This is a genomic window from Pseudomonas sp. A-RE-22, assembly GCF_019956035.1.
In the GTDB taxonomy this organism is placed as follows: domain Bacteria; phylum Pseudomonadota; class Gammaproteobacteria; order Pseudomonadales; family Pseudomonadaceae; genus Aquipseudomonas; species Aquipseudomonas brassicacearum.
The window spans coordinates 1-17,004 of the sequence record NZ_JAHBCZ010000053.1 but is presented as its reverse complement, the minus strand read 5'-3'; the positions used below and the strand labels follow the sequence as shown (position 1 = coordinate 17,004).

The 17,004-nt window shown below is 59.0% G+C and carries 17 protein-coding genes and 3 tRNA genes; 12 read left to right on the top strand and 8 right to left on the bottom strand.

All coding sequences use genetic code 11. The features are described from left to right. Positions 1-41 precede the first annotated feature (41 nt). The 4 genes from KGA89_RS23170 (at position 42) to nudC (ending at position 6,498) form a co-directional block, all read left to right on the top strand. Complete coding sequence (locus KGA89_RS23170) at positions 42-3,146, top strand: efflux RND transporter permease subunit (protein ID WP_013693328.1); 3,105 nt, start codon at positions 42-44, stop codon at positions 3,144-3,146. Beyond that, a complete protein-coding gene (locus tag KGA89_RS23165) occupies positions 3,143-4,633 on the top strand; it encodes an efflux transporter outer membrane subunit (protein WP_003201735.1) in 1,491 nt (496 codons plus the stop codon). Before KGA89_RS23170 ends, KGA89_RS23165 begins: the two co-directional genes overlap by 4 nt. 215 nt (positions 4,634-4,848) lie before the next feature. Continuing rightward, a complete protein-coding gene (locus KGA89_RS23160) occupies positions 4,849-5,661 on the top strand; it encodes a crotonase/enoyl-CoA hydratase family protein (RefSeq protein ID WP_003201737.1) in 813 nt (270 codons plus the stop codon). A 6-nt stretch (positions 5,662-5,667) separates the two neighbouring features. Beyond that, positions 5,668-6,498, top strand: coding sequence for an NAD(+) diphosphatase (gene nudC / locus KGA89_RS23155; RefSeq protein ID WP_013693330.1), 831 nt, complete (start codon positions 5,668-5,670; stop codon positions 6,496-6,498). Here nudC and KGA89_RS23150 read toward each other — a convergent pair. After that, on the bottom strand, positions 6,466-7,245 hold the full coding sequence (locus KGA89_RS23150; protein ID WP_013693331.1) for a TSUP family transporter: 780 nt from the start codon (positions 7,243-7,245) through the stop codon (positions 6,466-6,468). The genes nudC and KGA89_RS23150 overlap by 33 nt on opposite strands. A gap of 397 nt (positions 7,246-7,642) precedes the next feature. Between KGA89_RS23150 and KGA89_RS23145 the strand changes: the two genes are divergently transcribed. The 3 genes from KGA89_RS23145 (at position 7,643) to KGA89_RS23135 (ending at position 8,695) form a co-directional block, all read left to right on the top strand. Then, a tRNA-Cys gene (locus tag KGA89_RS23145) sits at positions 7,643-7,716 on the top strand. A 194-nt stretch (positions 7,717-7,910) separates the two neighbouring features. Further along, a tRNA-Leu gene (locus KGA89_RS23140) sits at positions 7,911-7,997 on the top strand. A gap of 230 nt (positions 7,998-8,227) precedes the next feature. Beyond that, a complete protein-coding gene (locus KGA89_RS23135; RefSeq protein ID WP_223472638.1) occupies positions 8,228-8,695 on the top strand; it encodes a hypothetical protein in 468 nt (155 codons plus the stop codon). A gap of 128 nt (positions 8,696-8,823) precedes the next feature. On the opposite strand, the gene KGA89_RS23130 is transcribed toward KGA89_RS23135, so the two are convergent. Further along, entirely contained in the window at positions 8,824-9,186 is a 363-nt protein-coding gene (locus KGA89_RS23130) for an NUDIX hydrolase (protein ID WP_003201745.1), read from the bottom strand. Between the two features lie 285 nt (positions 9,187-9,471). Here KGA89_RS23130 and KGA89_RS23125 point away from each other — a divergent pair, with 285 nt between their 5' ends. Then, positions 9,472-9,657 (top strand): hypothetical protein, encoded by a 186-nt coding sequence (locus KGA89_RS23125; protein ID WP_223472634.1) that lies wholly within the window; start codon positions 9,472-9,474, stop codon positions 9,655-9,657. Between the two features lie 87 nt (positions 9,658-9,744). After that, the gene (locus KGA89_RS23120; RefSeq protein WP_223472633.1) at positions 9,745-9,972 is read left to right on the top strand and encodes a PLD nuclease N-terminal domain-containing protein; all 228 of its coding nucleotides are present in this window, start codon (positions 9,745-9,747) and stop codon (positions 9,970-9,972) included. Between the two features lie 25 nt (positions 9,973-9,997). Here the strand turns inward: KGA89_RS23120 and KGA89_RS23115 are convergent, their stop codons facing one another. From KGA89_RS23115 to KGA89_RS23105, 3 genes are all read right to left on the bottom strand, one after another. Next, positions 9,998-10,423, bottom strand: a complete 426-nt coding sequence (locus KGA89_RS23115) for a hypothetical protein (RefSeq protein ID WP_223472632.1) — start codon at positions 10,421-10,423, stop codon at positions 9,998-10,000. 121 nt (positions 10,424-10,544) lie between these two features. Beyond that, complete coding sequence (locus KGA89_RS23110) at positions 10,545-10,775, bottom strand: hypothetical protein (RefSeq protein ID WP_069970838.1); 231 nt, start codon at positions 10,773-10,775, stop codon at positions 10,545-10,547. A 153-nt stretch (positions 10,776-10,928) separates the two neighbouring features. Then, entirely contained in the window at positions 10,929-11,183 is a 255-nt protein-coding gene (locus tag KGA89_RS23105) for a DUF6555 family protein (RefSeq protein WP_003201754.1), read from the bottom strand. A 230-nt stretch (positions 11,184-11,413) separates the two neighbouring features. On the opposite strand from KGA89_RS23105, the gene KGA89_RS23100 reads away from it, so the two are divergent. Both KGA89_RS23100 and KGA89_RS23095 read left to right on the top strand, forming a co-directional pair. After that, the gene (locus KGA89_RS23100) at positions 11,414-12,295 is read left to right on the top strand and encodes a polysaccharide deacetylase family protein (RefSeq protein WP_223472631.1); all 882 of its coding nucleotides are present in this window, start codon (positions 11,414-11,416) and stop codon (positions 12,293-12,295) included. Between the two features lie 103 nt (positions 12,296-12,398). Further along, complete coding sequence (locus KGA89_RS23095) at positions 12,399-12,590, top strand: DUF2188 domain-containing protein (protein ID WP_223472630.1); 192 nt, start codon at positions 12,399-12,401, stop codon at positions 12,588-12,590. Positions 12,591-12,738: 148 nt separating this feature from the next. Here KGA89_RS23095 and KGA89_RS23090 read toward each other — a convergent pair whose 3' ends face one another. From KGA89_RS23090 to KGA89_RS23080, 3 genes are all read right to left on the bottom strand, one after another. Beyond that, a complete protein-coding gene (locus KGA89_RS23090) occupies positions 12,739-14,535 on the bottom strand; it encodes a DAHL domain-containing protein (protein ID WP_223472629.1) in 1,797 nt (598 codons plus the stop codon). A gap of 252 nt (positions 14,536-14,787) precedes the next feature. Further along, a complete protein-coding gene (locus KGA89_RS23085; protein WP_003201760.1) occupies positions 14,788-15,642 on the bottom strand; it encodes a prohibitin family protein in 855 nt (284 codons plus the stop codon). Positions 15,643-15,766: 124 nt separating this feature from the next. Beyond that, positions 15,767-15,854 (bottom strand) — tRNA-Ser (locus tag KGA89_RS23080). A 124-nt stretch (positions 15,855-15,978) separates the two neighbouring features. Here KGA89_RS23080 and KGA89_RS23075 point away from each other — a divergent pair. After that, on the top strand, positions 15,979-16,650 hold the full coding sequence (locus tag KGA89_RS23075) for a Bax inhibitor-1/YccA family protein (protein ID WP_003201763.1): 672 nt from the start codon (positions 15,979-15,981) through the stop codon (positions 16,648-16,650). Positions 16,651-17,004: the final 354 nt, after the last annotated feature.

Sequence of the window (17,004 nt, the reverse complement as noted above, 5' to 3'; positions counted from 1 at the left end):
CGCCACAACAGCCTGCTCATTGAAGCCTGGAGCGGCTGCTGATGAACCTGTCCGGTCCATTCATCAAGCGTCCGGTCGCGACCATGCTCCTGAGCTTCGCCATCATGCTGCTCGGTGGTGTGAGCTTCGGCCTGCTGCCGGTTTCGCCGCTGCCGCAAATGGATTTCCCGGTGATCGTGGTCCAGGCCAACCTGCCAGGGGCCAGCCCCGAGGTGATGGCTTCAACGGTGGCTACGCCCCTGGAGCGTTCCTTCGGCGCCATCGCCGGGGTCAACACCATGAGCAGCCGTTCCAGCCAGGGTTCTACCCGCGTCATCCTGCAATTCGACCTGGACCGTGACATCAACGGTGCCGCCCGGGAAGTGCAGGCGGCCATCAATGCGTCGCGCAACCTGTTGCCCAGCGGCATGCGCAGCATGCCGACCTATAAGAAGGTCAACCCGTCCCAGGCGCCGATCATGGTGCTGTCGCTGACCTCGGATGTGTTGAAAAAGGGCCAGCTCTACGACCTGGCCTCGACCATCCTGTCCCAGAGCCTGTCCCAGGTCTCGGGCGTCGGCGAGGTACAGATCGGCGGCAGCTCGTTGCCGGCGGTGCGCATCGAACTGGAGCCGCATCTGCTCAACCAGTACGGCGTGGCCCTCGATGACGTGCGCACCGCTGTTGCCGATAGCAACGTGCGCCGGCCCAAGGGGTCGGTGGAGGACGATCAGCGCATGTGGCAGGTCCAGGCCAACGATCAACTGGAGAAGGCCAAGGACTACGAAACGCTGATCATCCGTTACCAGGATGGCTCGGTACTGCGGCTCAAGGACGTGGCGAAAGTCACCGACAGCGTCGAGGATCGCTACAACAGCGGTTTCTTCAACAACGATGCCGCCGTGTTGCTGGTGATCAACCGCCAGGCCGGGGCCAACATCATCGAGACGGTCAACGAGATCAAGGCGCAACTGCCGGCGTTGCAGGCCGTGCTGCCGGCCAGCGTCAAGCTGAACCTGGCCATGGACCGCTCGCCGGTGATCAAGGCCACCCTGCATGAAGCGGAAATGACCTTGCTGATCGCCGTGGCCCTGGTGGTGCTGGTGGTGTTCCTGTTCCTCGGCAACTTCCGCGCCTCGCTGATCCCGACCCTGGCGGTGCCGGTGTCGCTGGTGGGCACGTTCGCGGTGATGTACCTGTACGGTTTCTCCCTGAACAACCTGTCGTTGATGGCGTTGATCCTGGCGACCGGGTTGGTGGTGGACGATGCCATCGTGGTGCTGGAGAACATCTCCCGGCATATCGACGAAGGCGTGCCGCCGATGAAGGCCGCGTACCGGGGAGCCGAGGAGGTGGGTTTCACCTTGCTGTCGATGAACGTCTCGCTGGTGGCGGTGTTCCTGTCGATCCTGTTCATGGGCGGCATCATCGAGAGCCTGTTTCGCGAATTTTCCATCACGCTGGCGGCGTCCATCGTCGTTTCGCTGGTGGTCTCGCTGACCCTCACGCCGATGCTCTGCGCCCGTTGGCTCAAGCCTCACGTGCCAGGGCAGGAAAACCGCTTGCAGCGCTGGAGCCAGCGGCTCAATGAGCGCATGGTCCGTGGTTACGCCATCAGCCTGGACTGGGTGCTGCACCATCGGCGCCTGACCTTGTTGAGCCTGCTGGTGACCATCGGCGTGAACGTCGCGTTGTACGTGGTGGTGCCGAAAACCTTCATGCCGCAGCAGGACACCGGCCAGTTGATCGGTTTCGTGCGTGGCGACGACGGGCTGTCGTTCAACGTGATGCAGCCGAAGATGGAGATCTTCCGCCGCGCCGTGCTCAAGGACGAGGCGGTGCAAAGCGTCGCCGGTTTCATCGGTGGTAACAACGGCACCAACAACGCCTTCATGCTGGTGCGCCTCAAGCCGATCAAGGAGCGTAATATTTCTGCACAAAAGGTCATCGAGCGCCTTCGTAAAGAAATGCCCAAGGTTCCCGGCGCTCAGTTGATGTTGATGGCCGACCAGGACCTGCAGTTCGGTGGCGGTCGCGAGCAGACCACCTCGCAGTATTCCTACATCCTGCAAAGCGCCGACCTGGCGTCGCTGCGCGCGTGGTATCCCAAGGTCGTGGCGGCCTTCCGGGCCTTGCCGGAACTCACCGCCATCGATGCCCGTGACGGTGGTGGGGCGCAGCAGGTGACGCTGGTGGTGGACCGCGACCAGGCCAAGCGCCTGGGCATCGACATGGACATGGTCACCGCGGTGCTCAACAACGCCTACAGCCAGCGGCAGATCTCGACCATCTACGACAGCCTCAACCAGTATCAGGTGGTGATGGAGGTCAATCCCAAGTACGCCCAGGACCCGAGCACCCTCGAGCAGGTCCAGGTGATCACCGCCGATGGCGCGCGCGTACCGCTGTCGGCCATTGCCCACTACGAGAATAGCCTGGAGGACGACCGGGTCAGCCATGAAGGCCAGTTCGCGTCCGAGGGCATTTCCTTCGACATGGCCGAAGGTGTCACGGTGGAGCAGGGCACCGCGGCCATCGAGCGGGCACTTGCCAAGCTTGGATTGCCCGAGGATGTCATTGCGAAAATGGCCGGCACCGCCGATGCGTTCGCCGCCACCCAGAAGAGCCAGCCGTTCATGATCCTCGGGGCGTTGCTGGCGGTGTACCTGGTGTTGGGTGTGCTCTATGAAAGCTACATCCATCCGCTGACCATCCTGTCTACGTTGCCATCGGCCGGGGTCGGCGCATTGCTGTCGATCTACGCGCTGGGTGGCGAGTTCAGCCTGATCTCACTGTTGGGGCTGTTCCTGCTGATCGGCGTGGTGAAGAAAAACGCCATCCTGATGATCGATCTGGCGCTGCAACTGGAACGTGCCGGGCAGACGCCGCTGGAGTCGATCCGCAGCGCTTGCCTGCTGCGGTTGCGGCCAATCCTGATGACCACGCTGGCGGCGATCCTTGGCGCCTTGCCGTTGCTGCTCGGTGCTGCCGAGGGCTCGGAAATGCGCCGGCCATTGGGCCTGACCATCATCGGTGGGTTGGTGTTCAGCCAGGTACTGACGCTCTACACCACCCCGGTGGTTTACCTATATCTCGACAAACTGCGCCATCGCTTCAATCGCTGGCGCGGCGTGCGCACTGATGCTGCCCTGGAAACTCCGCTATGACCGATCGTTCGCCTTTCAATCTTGTCGCAACACTGGCGACTGCCCGTGGCTCGCGGGTGCTGAGCCTGGTGCTGTGCGTGGCGATGCTCAGTGCCTGCGCCGTCGGCCCGGATTATCAACGTCCCCAGGCTGCCGCCCCGGTGCAATACAAGGAGGCCCAGGGCTGGCGCCAGGCCAATCCCAGCGATGCGATGGCCAGGGGCGCCTGGTGGGAGCTGTACGGCGATGCGCAACTCAATGGCCTGGTGAACCAGCTCAATGCGTCCAACCAGACCGTGGCCCAGGCCGACGCCCAGTACCGGCAGGCCCGGGCACTGGTGCGCAATGCCCGTGGCGCATTTTTCCCTACCGTGGACCTGACCGTTGGCAAGACCCGCTCCAGCCAGGGCACCGGTAGCAGCAGTTCGAGCCTGAGCAGTTCGTCCAGCGGCATTCGCGATACCTATAACGCCCAGGCCGGCGTCAGTTGGGAGGCGGACGTATGGGGCAAGTTGCGCCGCACCCTGGAAGCCGACGAGGCGAGCGCGCAAGCCAGTTTTGCCGACCTGGCGGCGATGCGTCTGAGCCAGCAATCGGAACTGGTGCAGAATTACTTGCAGTTGCGGGTGATCGATGAACAGAAACGCTTGTTGCAGACCACCGTCGACAACTATCAGCGCTCCCTGAAAATGACCGAAAACCAGTACCGCGCCGGGGTGTCCGGCAAGGACGCGGTGGCCCAGGCGCAAACCCAGCTCAAGACCACCCAGGGCGACCTGATCGACCTGATCTGGCAACGGGCCCAGTTTGAAAACGCCATCGCCGTGCTGATCGGCCTGCCGCCCGCCGAATTCAACCTGGCCGAGACCCAGGACATCCCGTCATTGCCGCAAATTCCGGTGGCGCTGCCTTCGCAGTTACTCGAGCGCCGGCCGGATATCGCCTCGGCAGAACGCTCGGTGATGGCCGCCAACGCCAACATCGGGGTCGCCAAGGCCGCGTATTACCCGGACCTGACCCTGAGCCTCAGTGGCGGCTACAGCAGCAGCACCTACGACAACTGGGTGAGCGTGCCGAACCGCTTCTGGTCGGTAGGGCCACAACTGGCGATGACGCTGTTCGATGGCGGCCAGCGTTCGGCAGAGGTCGACCGTACCGTCGCGGCGTATGACCAGACCGTCGCCACCTATCGCCAGACCGTGCTCGACGGCTTGCGCGAGGTGGAAAACTACATGATCCAGCTCAAGGTGCTGGAAGACGAAGCCCGCGTGCGCCAGGAGGCTCTGGACGCCGCCCGGGAATCCCTGCGCCTGACGCAGAACCAGTACAAGGCCGGGTTGATTGCCTACCTCGATGTGGTGACCGTCCAGGCCACGGCCTTGAGCAATGAACGCAGTGTGCTGAGCTTGCAGCAGAGCCGCCTAATCGCCAGCGTGCAATTGATTGCCGCATTGGGCGGGGGGTGGGACGGGCAGCTGCAGGCTAGCGAACAGGCTGCCGAGAACTGATACCCACCACTGTCCCTGTGGGAGCGAGCTTGCTCGCGAAAGCGGTGTTTCGGCTTGCAGAAATGTTGACTGAACTACCGCCATCGCGAGCAAGCTCGCTCCCACAACGACTTGCGGTGAGGTCAGTCCCGCTTTTGGCCGATGCACTGTCTACGTCCTGTCGCGATGGCTTGTTATAGTTCAAGCCTCTTTTCAGCCGGTAAAGGATCACTGCCATGTCGCAATACCAAGCGTTCAACGTCGAACTTGCAGACAACATTGCCCATGTGCAGATCAATCGCCCGGAAAAGATCAACTCGATGAACGCTGCGTTCTGGAGCGAGATCATCGAGATCTTCCAGTGGATCGACGACACCGATGCCGCACGGGTGGTGGTGCTGAGCGGTGCCGGCAAGCATTTCTCCTCGGGGATAGACCTGATGATGCTGGCGGGCGTGGCCAACGAGTTGGGCAAGGACGTAGGGCGCAATGCACGCCTGCTGCGGCGCAAGATCCTGCAACTGCAAGCCTCGTTCAACGCCGTGGACAACTGCCGCAAACCCGTGCTCGCGGCTATCCAGGGCTATTGCCTGGGCGGGGCCATCGACCTGATTGCCGCCTGCGACATGCGTTACGCGGCCGAGGACGCCCAGTTCTCCATCAAGGAGATCGATATCGGCATGGCCGCCGATGTTGGCACATTGCAACGCTTGCCCCGGATCATCGGGGACGGCATGCTGCGTGAACTCGCTTATACGGGGCGCACTTTTGGTGCCGACGAAGCGCGCAGCATCGGCCTGGTCAATCGTGTCTACAGTGACACCGCCAGCCTGCTCGACGGCGTGATGGGCATCGCCCGGGAAATCGCCGCCAAGTCGCCGATTGCCGTGACCGGCACCAAGGAAATGATCAGCTACATGCGCGACCACCGCATCGACGACGGTTTGGAATACGTCGCCACCTGGAACGCCGCCATGTTGCAATCGACCGACCTGCGCGTGGCCATGGCCGCCCATATGAGCAAACAGAAACCTGAATTTCAGGATTGATTGACCATGATTTCACGCTGGACCACCGCAGTACTCGATACCGCTCTTGCTGGCGGCTGGGCCGTCGCCCGCAGCCCTGAGGGCTTTCTGTTCGATGACAACGGCGCGCTGTTTCCCCGCGAATGGCTCAAGCGCCAAGACCTGTCGATCCTCGCCGAGCATGGCATCGGTCACCTGGATGGCGAGCCCGTCTACCTGCTGGAATTGCACAGCCTGCTGGACATCCCTGGCTGCAACTGGAAAGGCCTGCGGGCGTTCATGCTCGAGGATGACCACACGCTGTACAAAGTGTTGGGCTATGCCGCGCAGATCGGCACCTGGGCCCGCGAGCATCGTTTCTGTGGCAGTTGCGGCAAGCGCATGGGCCAGATTCCGTTGGAACGGGCCATGTATTGCGATGCCTGTGAGCTGCGGCACTATCCGCGGATTTCTCCGAGCATGATCGTGTTGATCACTCGCGGCGATGAAGTCCTGCTGGCCCGTTCGCCGCGTTTCGTCCCGGGCGTCTACAGCACCCTGGCGGGGTTTGCCGAGCCTGGCGAGTCGGCCGAGGATTGCCTGGTGCGCGAGGTTCGCGAGGAAGTCAGCATCGAGGTGAAGAACATCCAGTACATGGGCAGCCAGTGCTGGCCGTTCCCCCATTCGATGATGCTCGGTTTCCACGCTGAATATGCCGGTGGCGACATCGTGCCCCAGGAAGATGAAATCGAGGACGCGCAGTGGTTCAACGTCCATGACCTGCCACCGTTGCCGGCTTCGCGCTCCATCGCCCGCTACCTGATCGACCTGTATGTGGCGCGGCGCCTAGGCCACGCTGAACCAGTGCTGCCAGGCTAGGCGCACGGTCAAGCCCAGCACCACGGTGATGAACACCGGTCGGATGAACTTCGCGCCGCCGCTGATGGCGGTGCGAGCGCCGAAGAACGCGCCGATCATCACCGACACGCCCATGCTCAGGCCGATGACCCAGTCCACTTGCCCGGAAAAGATGAACACCGACAGCGCGGCGATGTTGCTGACGAAGTTCATGCTACGGGCCACGCCGCTGGCCTTGACCAGGTCGATGGGGTAGAGCAGCAGGCTGCTCACAGTCCAGAACGCCCCCGTACCCGGCCCGGCCACGCCATCATAGAAGCCCAGGCTGAAGCCTTGGGGCGACTGCCATGTCTTCTTGATCGGTGCGTTGCTGTCCAGCGGTGCCTTGGGCGTGCCGCCGAACAACAGGTACAGGCCACAGGCGAAGACGATCACCGGCAGCATCTTGTTCAGCCACTCGGCGGGCAAGTAATGGGCGACGATGGCGCCGGTCAGGGCCCCGACCAAGGTGCCGACGAGGGCATGAGTCCACTGCCTTGGGTGGAACAGCTTGCGCTTGTAGAAGGTGAAGCTGGCCGTCGCCGAGCCGAAGGTCGAGCTGAGTTTGTTGGTCCCCAGGACCAGATGAGGCGGCAAGCCTGCCGTCAGCAGGGCTGGCGTGGTCAGCAACCCACCGCCACCGGCAATGGCATCGATGAAACCGGCAATGAACGCGACAACAGCAAGGATAGCGAGGGTAGTGAGGTCAACGCTGAGTTCAAAAGGCATGGAATAGGCTTATTTAGCAGGTCGCAGAAGGGCTGCGGGGAGGGCCGGTATGTTACCCATAATGGTGCAGGGCTGCGACAGCCGGTTGGGGCGTTGCACTGTAAGATCCCACAACCCCGCAAATCGCCCGTGGCGTGGGAGCATGCTCTCGCTGGGCTGCGCAGCAGTCCCAAAAGGCTTCCTGATATCTGCCTGGCACACCGAGACCGCTGGACAATTTTTTTTTGAAATCAAGGGGTTGTCAGCCTGGGCAAATGAGTACATAATTGCGCCCATCGAACGCACTGGGACGTAAAAAATCTCAATGTTTTCAAGGAGATAGCGGCGCCTAGATGCCCTGTATCCTGATCAGGTTTGTACCGCGGTTGATGTGGCAGCATTGCATCAAACGTTCTGAGGCCGAATAGCAAAATGGTTATGCAGTGGATTGCAAATCCACCTACGCCGGTTCGATTCCGACTTCGGCCTCCACTTTTAAAAAGCTCTGTAGATCTATGATTTACGGAGCTTTTTTATTTTCGAAGCATTGAAAGCTTTTGTATTGAAAAGGACATGAGCTACCTTGCTTCGCAGGGGAGGGATGTATATATTCCCCCCTCTTGCTGCACCAGCCAGAACATCGGCCACTGGATTTTGCCGACGTTCCCATGGCTAACCGCGCTACCGCCCGAATGGCGAAACTGGTAGACGCATGGGACTTAAAATCCCCCGCTCGTAAGGGCGTGCCGGTTCGATTCCGGCTTCGGGCACCATCTAAAATCAAGGGTTTGCGAGCGAAAGCTAATGCAAACCCTTGTTCGTTTCCGCTTCTGAAAACTGCTGCGGAAACGGAGCCCAAGCCTGCGGGTATTTTCAAGCGCAAGCCTCTACACTCGGCGTTGAGATTAGCAAGGTGAGTGGCTGGTGGTTACGTCCTCCAGCCCTTGCCCAGTACGCTAATCCTTTGACCATGGAGAGGTAACGAGTGAAAACGATCGCAACGATGAGTCTGTTGGCCTTGATGAGCAGCAGCGCTGTATGCGCTGGGGAGACAACCTCCGTTGATGGGAAAACGCTAGCCGTGAGCTTTGGCGAGCCGACCGTCAAGCAGGTTCTGCACTATCGGAAAATGTACGATAAGAAGCCCTTTCCCGACGCGGAAATTTATTACTACAGCAACGGTTTGTACAAAATCATCTCTCAGGGAGAAAATCATTACGGTGTCTACGTCTTGCAGGGCCAGCACACCGACGAGACATACACTGTGAAGTTCATCTCCCTGCCTTCCCCTGACTGGGGCAATAAAACGGCGTATCACCAGCTCACCTTTATTCGAGGTGATGCACAAAACGTATTTATCCAGAACGCAATTGTCGACACCGGCGAGGCGATAGCCCAGCAGAACGGGACCTATACGCAGGAAGAAAATACCGTGGTCAACCCCATCAGTACCGCCTGGCAGAAAAAGTGAGCCCGTTGCCCTCAGCGGCTTGATGGCAGGTTTCTGGCAATTTTGTGATCATCTAGTATTTATAAAACAATAGGTTGCATGATATTTCTCATGCAACCTATCCGGTATTGGTCGTCAGTACCGGTGCCTCACAACCGTCGCCGAAACGCCTCGAGAATGTCCCGCGTCCCCTTTTTCATTTGCAACTGGGCAATAGCGTCCAGCGGATGCCAGAGGCAATCGCTGATTTCATTCTGTGGCTTGGCCGCCGTCGAGTCGCTGACTGATGCTTCGAACACATGATGTTCGGTCTGCCCGTCACTGATTCGCATCAAGTAGAGCAGATTCTCGACGTCCAGGCCGGTTTCCTCTGCCAATTCCCGAATGGCTGCGCCGGCATGGGTTTCGCCGCGCTCGACGGTACCGCCCGGCAACGCCCAGCGGCTATTGGCTTTGCGAACCAGAAGGATGTGGCGATTTTCCTCGCAGATGACGGTCGCTCGAATTTTCATGGCCGTGCTCGATCTGTGACTGTCATTAAAGTGAAATATAACTGCAATATTTGCGCCTGGCATTAGCTGCTTCGTTCAAATGTCGAGTTTTTCAAGGTCTTATCCACTACGACCGCGACGGAACGGGAAAGACTGAGCTTATTTGTGCCTGTCATCGCTTCGCTCCATCTCTCCGACCGCTAGCACTAGGTTTTCGACCGGTTATCGCCTCAAATGAATCAGCTTCAAAAAAATGAATCCATGTTGGGTGCATTGGCCGGCCCCGATTGGGGAAGGAAGCGAGAAATGACCACCGTTGAAGACTTCAAGATCAAATCCCATGAGCTCCTGATAGAGCTCGATACGGCAACGTCGGAAATGATGAAGCTCATATGTGTTCATCAAATGAGTGGATCGACCTGGGATGAGGCGGTCCAGCGTCAACATGAGGCCTATGAGCAATGGGTCGCGTATCTGAACGAGCGGGGATAGCTGCCAATGCGCCTCCCAGGGTGCAAATTCTTTGAACGGCGCCTCCACGGCTCTGCCTAATCCTTGAACCGACAAGAGGATTAGGTCATGTCTGAATTAGCCAGTTATTTCTGGATCGCCGTTGCGGTGCTTTTGCTGCTCGTCGATTTGTGGGCGATCGTCAGTGTCTTTCGAAGCGACAAGGCGGTCGGGACCAAGGCGGGCTGGGCCCTGCTGCTGATCGTTTTGCCGGTGCTGGGCCTGGTCATCTGGGGCGTAGCCGGGCCTCGCGGAGTTAAGGAAGGTCCGTCATCACCGGAGCACAGCAAGGGCTAGCCAGGAAGCGGCTGTGAGAGCCGCCTCACTGGTTTATCCAATTGCCGCCGGTGGTTTCGCAGTCTTCCCGGGCCTGCTGCAACTGCTCGACGCCGTAGTAGTACCACGTCACTTTTGCATTATCGGGAAGGGTGGCCGACCCACCGCGCTTGTCCTTGCTGGTTGAGTGCGGGTTGGCCAACGCTTCCTGGGTCGGCTTCGCCTGGCATGTCGCCACGTATCCCTCGGCACAACGCTCGACTCTACGCTTTTGAGTCGTGAGCGTTCCCTTGCTTTCATTGCTGCAAGACCAATCGAGGGCTTCGGCGGGCATGCCTTTGTATTCGTAGCAACTGTGGCTTTCGATCACTGGAACGGCCTGGCTCTGGGACCGTGTGATGACGTCGCAGCCTTGGGCCAAGGCGGCGGCGGGGCTCGCACAAACGATCAATAGCAGGATTCTGGCATTCATGAGTTTCTCCCTTTGCGGATTCTGCACCGGTGCCTATCAATTTCGAGGTGCAAAAAAAGCCAACGTTCCATCAGTTTTCCAACCGGTAGAACTCAGGGAGAAACGGGGCTGGCGCAGCGCGTCAGCGGAACTTGGGTAGAGGGGGGTCAGCAGGCTTGAGCGACGTTAGCGCGCTTTGGATCGACGGAGCGTCTTTGTCGATGTCGTTGAGCCGGTCCCGGATGCGCACTGCAGTGGGATGCCCGCCTTGGTGGTCGACCCAGTCGGCGATTTCCTTGCAGGCTGCCGTGAGCCTGGCCTGACGCGATTCGAGCAAGGTGAGCAGGGTGGTGATGGACTCTTTTTCGGACATGTCACACCTCCATTCAGGGGTTGATGAGGCAGCACAAAACCCGCCAGGGGGCGGGCTGCGCCGTGGTTTAAGCGTAGTTGAGTTATTTCAGGTCTGTCGAAGAATCCGGCGTCCGGCTAGACAGCCGGTGCGCCGGAAACAATGCGAGTAGTGTCAGCTGGACTCCTTGACCCAGGACGGCGTGACGCTAGCCCGCCAGCGCACGTCGGTAATACCGTATTTTTCAGCAAGGGGCTTGGAGACCCGCTTGACCTTTTCTCTCCCGAATTTCGGTATGCGCCCGACCCCCGCGTCGCAACTGGCCCAATGCCAAGCCTCGGAGTTATTCATCACTTCCGCGCGAATAATGAATGACTTGGGTTCGCCATGGAGTATGTAGTCAATGATGTAAAGCGATGGCCCGCCCATAAATCCTCCCTAATTAGTCCTATACGGATGGATACAAAGGCATTCGGAAAATTCCATCGAATTTCCAGACGGTCAAATTAATACCGCTCAGGCTCGTGCACCGAGCAGCGGCAAAACAGCCGGAACTCACGGCAAGGAACCAAACCCGGTTACCCTTCTCCAAGGTGAGCTTCAACACCATAGGCCAGGGACCAAAGGCGACGCAGTGCGGCATCAACAAAAGGCAAAACATGAAAAACATCGCCAGGGTGCTGTTCATCGCAGCCCTCGCCATCGGTTTGTCGGGCTGCATTGGCGCCCCCATCGAGCTGACGCCGCAAACCGAGCAACGCTTGCGCGAACAACCCCCGATCCGTTTCCTGCTGACATTCGATGATGGGCCCAGCGCCTCGTCTATCTGGAACCCTAGCCTGGAGGTGCTCGACGCACTCGCAGACAATCCGCTACAGCCCGGCATCAAGGCGGTGTTTTTCCTGCAGACCCGCTCACCACGTGCCGGTGGCAGTGATATTGGCCGCTCGGTAATGCGCCGTGAACAGCAGGAAGGTCATGTGCTGGCCTTTCATACGGCGACCCACTGGCACACCAATCACCGGTCGCTGAGCCCTGATGAGCTGGAGCAATCGCTCAGCAATGGTGGGAGCGATATCGCCGCCATCTTGGTGAGGCCGCCATTCTGGAGCTTCGACAAGCGCACTGCGGCCGCCTACCGACAGCATGGCCTGCATATTTTGTTGACCGATCTGAGCGCAAATGACGGCAAAGTCTGGGGCATCACGATGAGCCCGCGGCGGCGGATCAACCTGATCCGACAACTTTCCGAAGTGCGCGAGCGCATCGCCGCCGGGCAACTGCCAGCGGTGGACGGAGTTATTCCGGTGGTGGTGACGTTTCACGACATCAATCGTTATACCGCCCGGCATGCTCGCGAATACCTGCAAATCCTGCTCGACAGTGCCAAGGCTACCGGGGTGAGGACCGACGCCAAGCCGTTCTATGATGACCAACAGGCGCTGGAGCGAGCGGCCTTGGCTCGGACGGTCGATCACAGCACTGAACCCGTGCATTTACCGGGGTTGTGGGACTGGTTGTGGGATTCGGATTCCCACTGAGGGCGCCACGAATGCGGCGGGTGTCGCGACGTTCGGTTGGCCGCCCGGCGTAATCAGCGTGTATGGTAGGCCGTGCACCCTTGGTTGAAGTCGGAGGTGACCAATGAGTACTGCGATGCTGACGAAAATGCACATCAACGGTTATGACGTGCTTAGCGTAAACAGCGGCCCGTGGAGGGTCTGTACCCAGGCTGACCGGTTGGGGTCCTTTGCTTCCCGTGAGGAAGCGCTGGCCTATGCCGCCGCGTTGCCGACCCGAAGAGCCCGTAGCGGCCGGCCTGCAAACACGAAATAGGTGGGGCCGGTACATCCAAACTCTCGGTGACAGGTAGACCGCTATCGCGAGCAAGCTCGCTCCCACAGTTTTTCCGGGTATTCACCAATAGTCCCCTGTGGGAGCTTGCTCGCGATGGCGGCGGGTCAGCGTGCGCCCGTCACGGTGATCAGGCACGGGCCAATTCCAGCGGGACTTCCAGGGTAAACAGAGCGCCTTGCCCCGGTCCGTCGCTATGGACATAGAGGCGGCCATTCATTTCAACCGCCGCCAGGGCGCAGCTGTGCAAGCCAAACCCATGGCCGTCCTTGCGGGTCGTGAAACCGTGATTGAAGATGCGGGCCAGGTTCTCCGGGGAAATGCCTTCGCCTCGGTCCTTGACGCTCAGGCTCAGCGTCGTTTCGTCGAGGATGCGGATCCCCAGGGTCATTTCCCTTGGGTGCTCACTGATGTGCGACATCGCGAATTTGGCGTTGCTGATCAGGTTGATCAGGATCAGCAGCAACCTGTGTTTGTCCCCCATGATCGCAGGAACGTCCTGATATTCCTTGATGACGGTGACGTGATGCCGACTGAGTGCGCCCGAGTTCATGCGTAGCGCATCTTCGAACAGATCGCTGACATTGAGCGGTTCGATCAGCCTGGCGGCCCCTGCATAGGTTTGTTGAGTGGTGACGATTTCCTTGATGTGGTCGATGCTCTTGGTCAACTGCGCCAACTCATCGATAAGCATGGCTTGTTCCGCGGCGATGGAGTCGACCAGTTCGTTGAAGTAACGCGGCAGCAACCGACCTTTTTCATCATGGGTGATGAACTGGCCAAGATCCTCGGCATGTTCATTCATCATTTTGACCGCTTTGGTGAGCCCGATCGTCTTGCTGTTCCTCAACTTGCGGGTTACGAGTTCGGCTGAAATGTTCACGCTGTTGAGCACATTCCCGACGTTGTGCAACACATTCGTGGCTATTTCGGCCATCCCCGCCATCCGGGCGGCATCCACCAGTTCCCGTTCGGCCTCCATCAGCTCTCGGGTGCGCTCCTGCACGCGCTCCTCGAGCCGTTCATTGGACGTTTGCAGTTGCTGGTTGATCTGGTTGATGACGGCGTAACTGCGAACCAGGCGCACCGCCAGGTAGATCATCAATAGCGCCATGAGGCTGGCGCACGCGCCCAGGTAGATATGGTATTGACGGTCCGCAGCGGCTGTCCTGCGCTGTGTCTCGTTCAATAGCTCGTTGATGCTGTCCAATTCCTGGGCCACCGGAATCACGCTGATGCGGTCCAGCAGATCATTGACGATTGGTTGCTCCTGGATAATGGATTTGACGTGCTGGGTCAGGGCAATGAAGAGGGGCTGGTTGGTCGCGGGCAGTTGGTCGACGTATTTTTCCAGATCACTCAATTGGCGCTGCACTTCCTCGGCTTTGTCTGAGGTGACATAAAGTGCGTACTCCAGCGTTGTCAGTGTCAGCTCACGAACATTGGAGGCTGTTGCCAGGCGTCCCGTAGAGCTTTCGGTGCTCATCTCTGCTAGCAACGTTTGAATACCGTCCTCGACCATCGGCAACGCATCCAGGGCGATGCGTAGATTGGCGTTGTGTTGCTGGAATTGATCGACCAGTACTGTTTTGTTCTTGACCGCATCCACATAACCGTTGCGTCTGGATGCCCAAAGGGCCGCCAGGGGACCAGCGTTATTGAGCTGCTCCAACTGCTCCCATCGACTGTTGGCCTCAAGCGGCGGCGCCAGCGACAGGTTATTGTTCACGCCGATCTTTTTCCTGAGGATCTTGACGTTCCAGTTAGCGTCGGCCTGCTTGAGCTGACGAATGAAGTCGCGGGATTCGAAGTAGGTCGATGAGTCGTACGTGTATGACTTGATCAAAAAGAATATCAGTGCAGCAAACACAATCAGCGCGACGGCCAATAGGGCGGGCCATTTATATTTTTTGATAATAGTGGTCACGCTATTCTCCTGCTCAAGGCGCTTATCGAAGGAGTTGGTGAATTCCCGAGGGGGGAGAGATGCTCGAGGGAGGAGCCGGAAGGGGGGAAAGGTAAACGTCGTGCGGGTTGGTGTGCCGGTTTGCTGTGGCCTGGGTACACGTTGAGCTCCCTGCTAACGATGAACGTCGGGTTCATGGTTGAGTGTAGCGCTAACGAGAGGGGCGATGCTTGCTGCGCGAAAGGCGCGGCCGGGCAGGCCGCGCCCCTGGCGTTACTTGATGTCGATGAAGGGCAGGGCGCCGTTTGGTAGCACGGTAGTCGGCAAGACGCCATTCCAGCGCTCGGCCTTGGTCAGTTCCACCAGGTTCTGGTTGCTGGCCAGGGCCTGGGCCCGCGCCTTGATGGCTTCGGCTTCGGCTTTGCCGCGCAACTCGGTCGCCAGTGCGTCTGCCTTGGCCTGCGCCACTTGCGAATCGGCTTCGGCCTGGGCCTGAGTCACGCGAATCTGTGCTTGCACTTGCTCGGTGGCGAGCTGTTGCTCGCGGGTCTTGACCTGGACTTCCGCAGCCATGCGCGCTTCGATGGCTTTTTCGTAGGCATCACTGAAGTCAATGTTCTCGACCTGGACGCTGTCGATGATCACGGGGCCGGTAATGGTGGCCTTGATGGCGGTGGAAATATCGTTGACCAGTTGGACGCGGTTCTGCACGGCAGCCACGGCGTTGAACTTGCCGAATACGTTTTCCACCTGGGTTGGCACCTGGCGGCTGATCATCCGGTCGCGGATACCTTCCAGGTCCTTGAACTGGGTATAGACCTTCGCAACATCCGAAGGCGCGATGTGCCAGGATACGGACACCTTGAGCTGGGCGGACTGTTGGTCCTTGCTGTAGGCCTGGAGGTCTTCATAAGCCGTCACTTGGCTCTGGACGCTGATCAGGCGTACCGACTCGATAAATGGCGTCTTGAAGGACAGTCCCGGTTCAATGACGCCGACCAGCGCCCCGTTGCGCAGCAGCACGCCACGCTCGGTTTCGTCGATCGTGTACCAACTGCCAAAGAACACGCACAACAGGACGATGCCCGCGATTGCGGCAACGATGGAGCCGATGGTTTTACTGGTCACTTTTCTTTCCTTGATTGGCTGGGGAGGGTTTGCCATAGCTGTGTCCAATGTTGAAGCTGCAATTGGCATTCTGAATGCCAGACACAAAAAAGCCCTGAATAATCAGGGCTTTTTCGTTAGAAGATGGCGGAGGCGATGGGATTCGAACTCATGGACCTGTTACAGTCGACGGTTTTCAAGACCGTTGCCTTAAACCACTCGGCCACACCTCCGTATTGCGTTGCGGGCGCCATAATACCCGAATGAAACACACTGTCAAACTCTCTACGTAGCTTGTTACAGAGCGTCTGTTATGATCCTTGCCACTGAATGTTTCAAAACCGGAGGAGTGTCGCCATGCGCGAACAGGATTACGCAGTGAACAACAGCGTGCAGGCTGAGCAGCTAGAGGTTAGCCGCGTCCTGCGCAACACTTATGGCCTGCTGGCACTTACGCTTGCTTTCAGCGGTGTGATGGCCTACGTCGCACAACAGATGCGGGTGGGTTACCCGAACATCTTCGTCGTGCTGATCGGTTTCTACGGCCTTTTCTTCCTCACCAACAAACTCCGTGATTCGGCCTGGGGCCTGGTGTCGGCTTTCGCCCTGACCGGCTTCATGGGCTTTTTGCTCGGCCCGATCCTCAATCGCTACCTGCAAATGCAGGGCGGCGCCGAAGTGGTCAGCTCGGCCTTCGCAATGACCGCACTGGTATTTGGTGGCCTGTCGGCCTACGTGCTGATTTCCCGCAAGGACATGAGCTTCCTGGGTGGTTTTATCACCGCAGGTTTCTTCGTGTTGCTGGGGGCGACGCTGGCCAGCTTCTTCTTCCAGATCAGCGGCCTGCAACTGGCGATCAGCGCCGGCTTCGTGCTGTTCTCGTCGGTCTGCATCCTGTACCAGACCAGCGCCATCATTCACGGCGGCGAGCGTAACTACATCATGGCCACCATCAGCCTGTATGTATCGATCTACAACCTGTTTGTCAGCCTGCTGCAGCTGTTCGGCTTGATGGGTCGCGACGACTGATTGCATTCTTGATGGGTGAGAAGTTCGCTTTGCGTGAGGCTGCTCACATACAAACAACGGCGTTTTTTCAGAAATGAAAGACGCCGTTTTTTTTCGTTTTTAGGTGCATTTTTTTGGAGGGCATATCCGTTTCTGCGGTAACGGCTGCTTAGGGTTCCGCCCTGACGGCGGCTCACTTTTGAAAAGCCCGGGAGCCGGCCCCCCTCCAAAAGTGACCCGCTGTAAGAGCCAGCCCTTTCAAGGTCTTTTGGCTTTAGCGGCCTTGAGCACCCGATCCGTCGACACGTGAGCATTCGCGGCTTTGCCTTCCAGCCACTCTTTGGATTTGGGCACCTTCGGGCCCCGTTTGCTCTT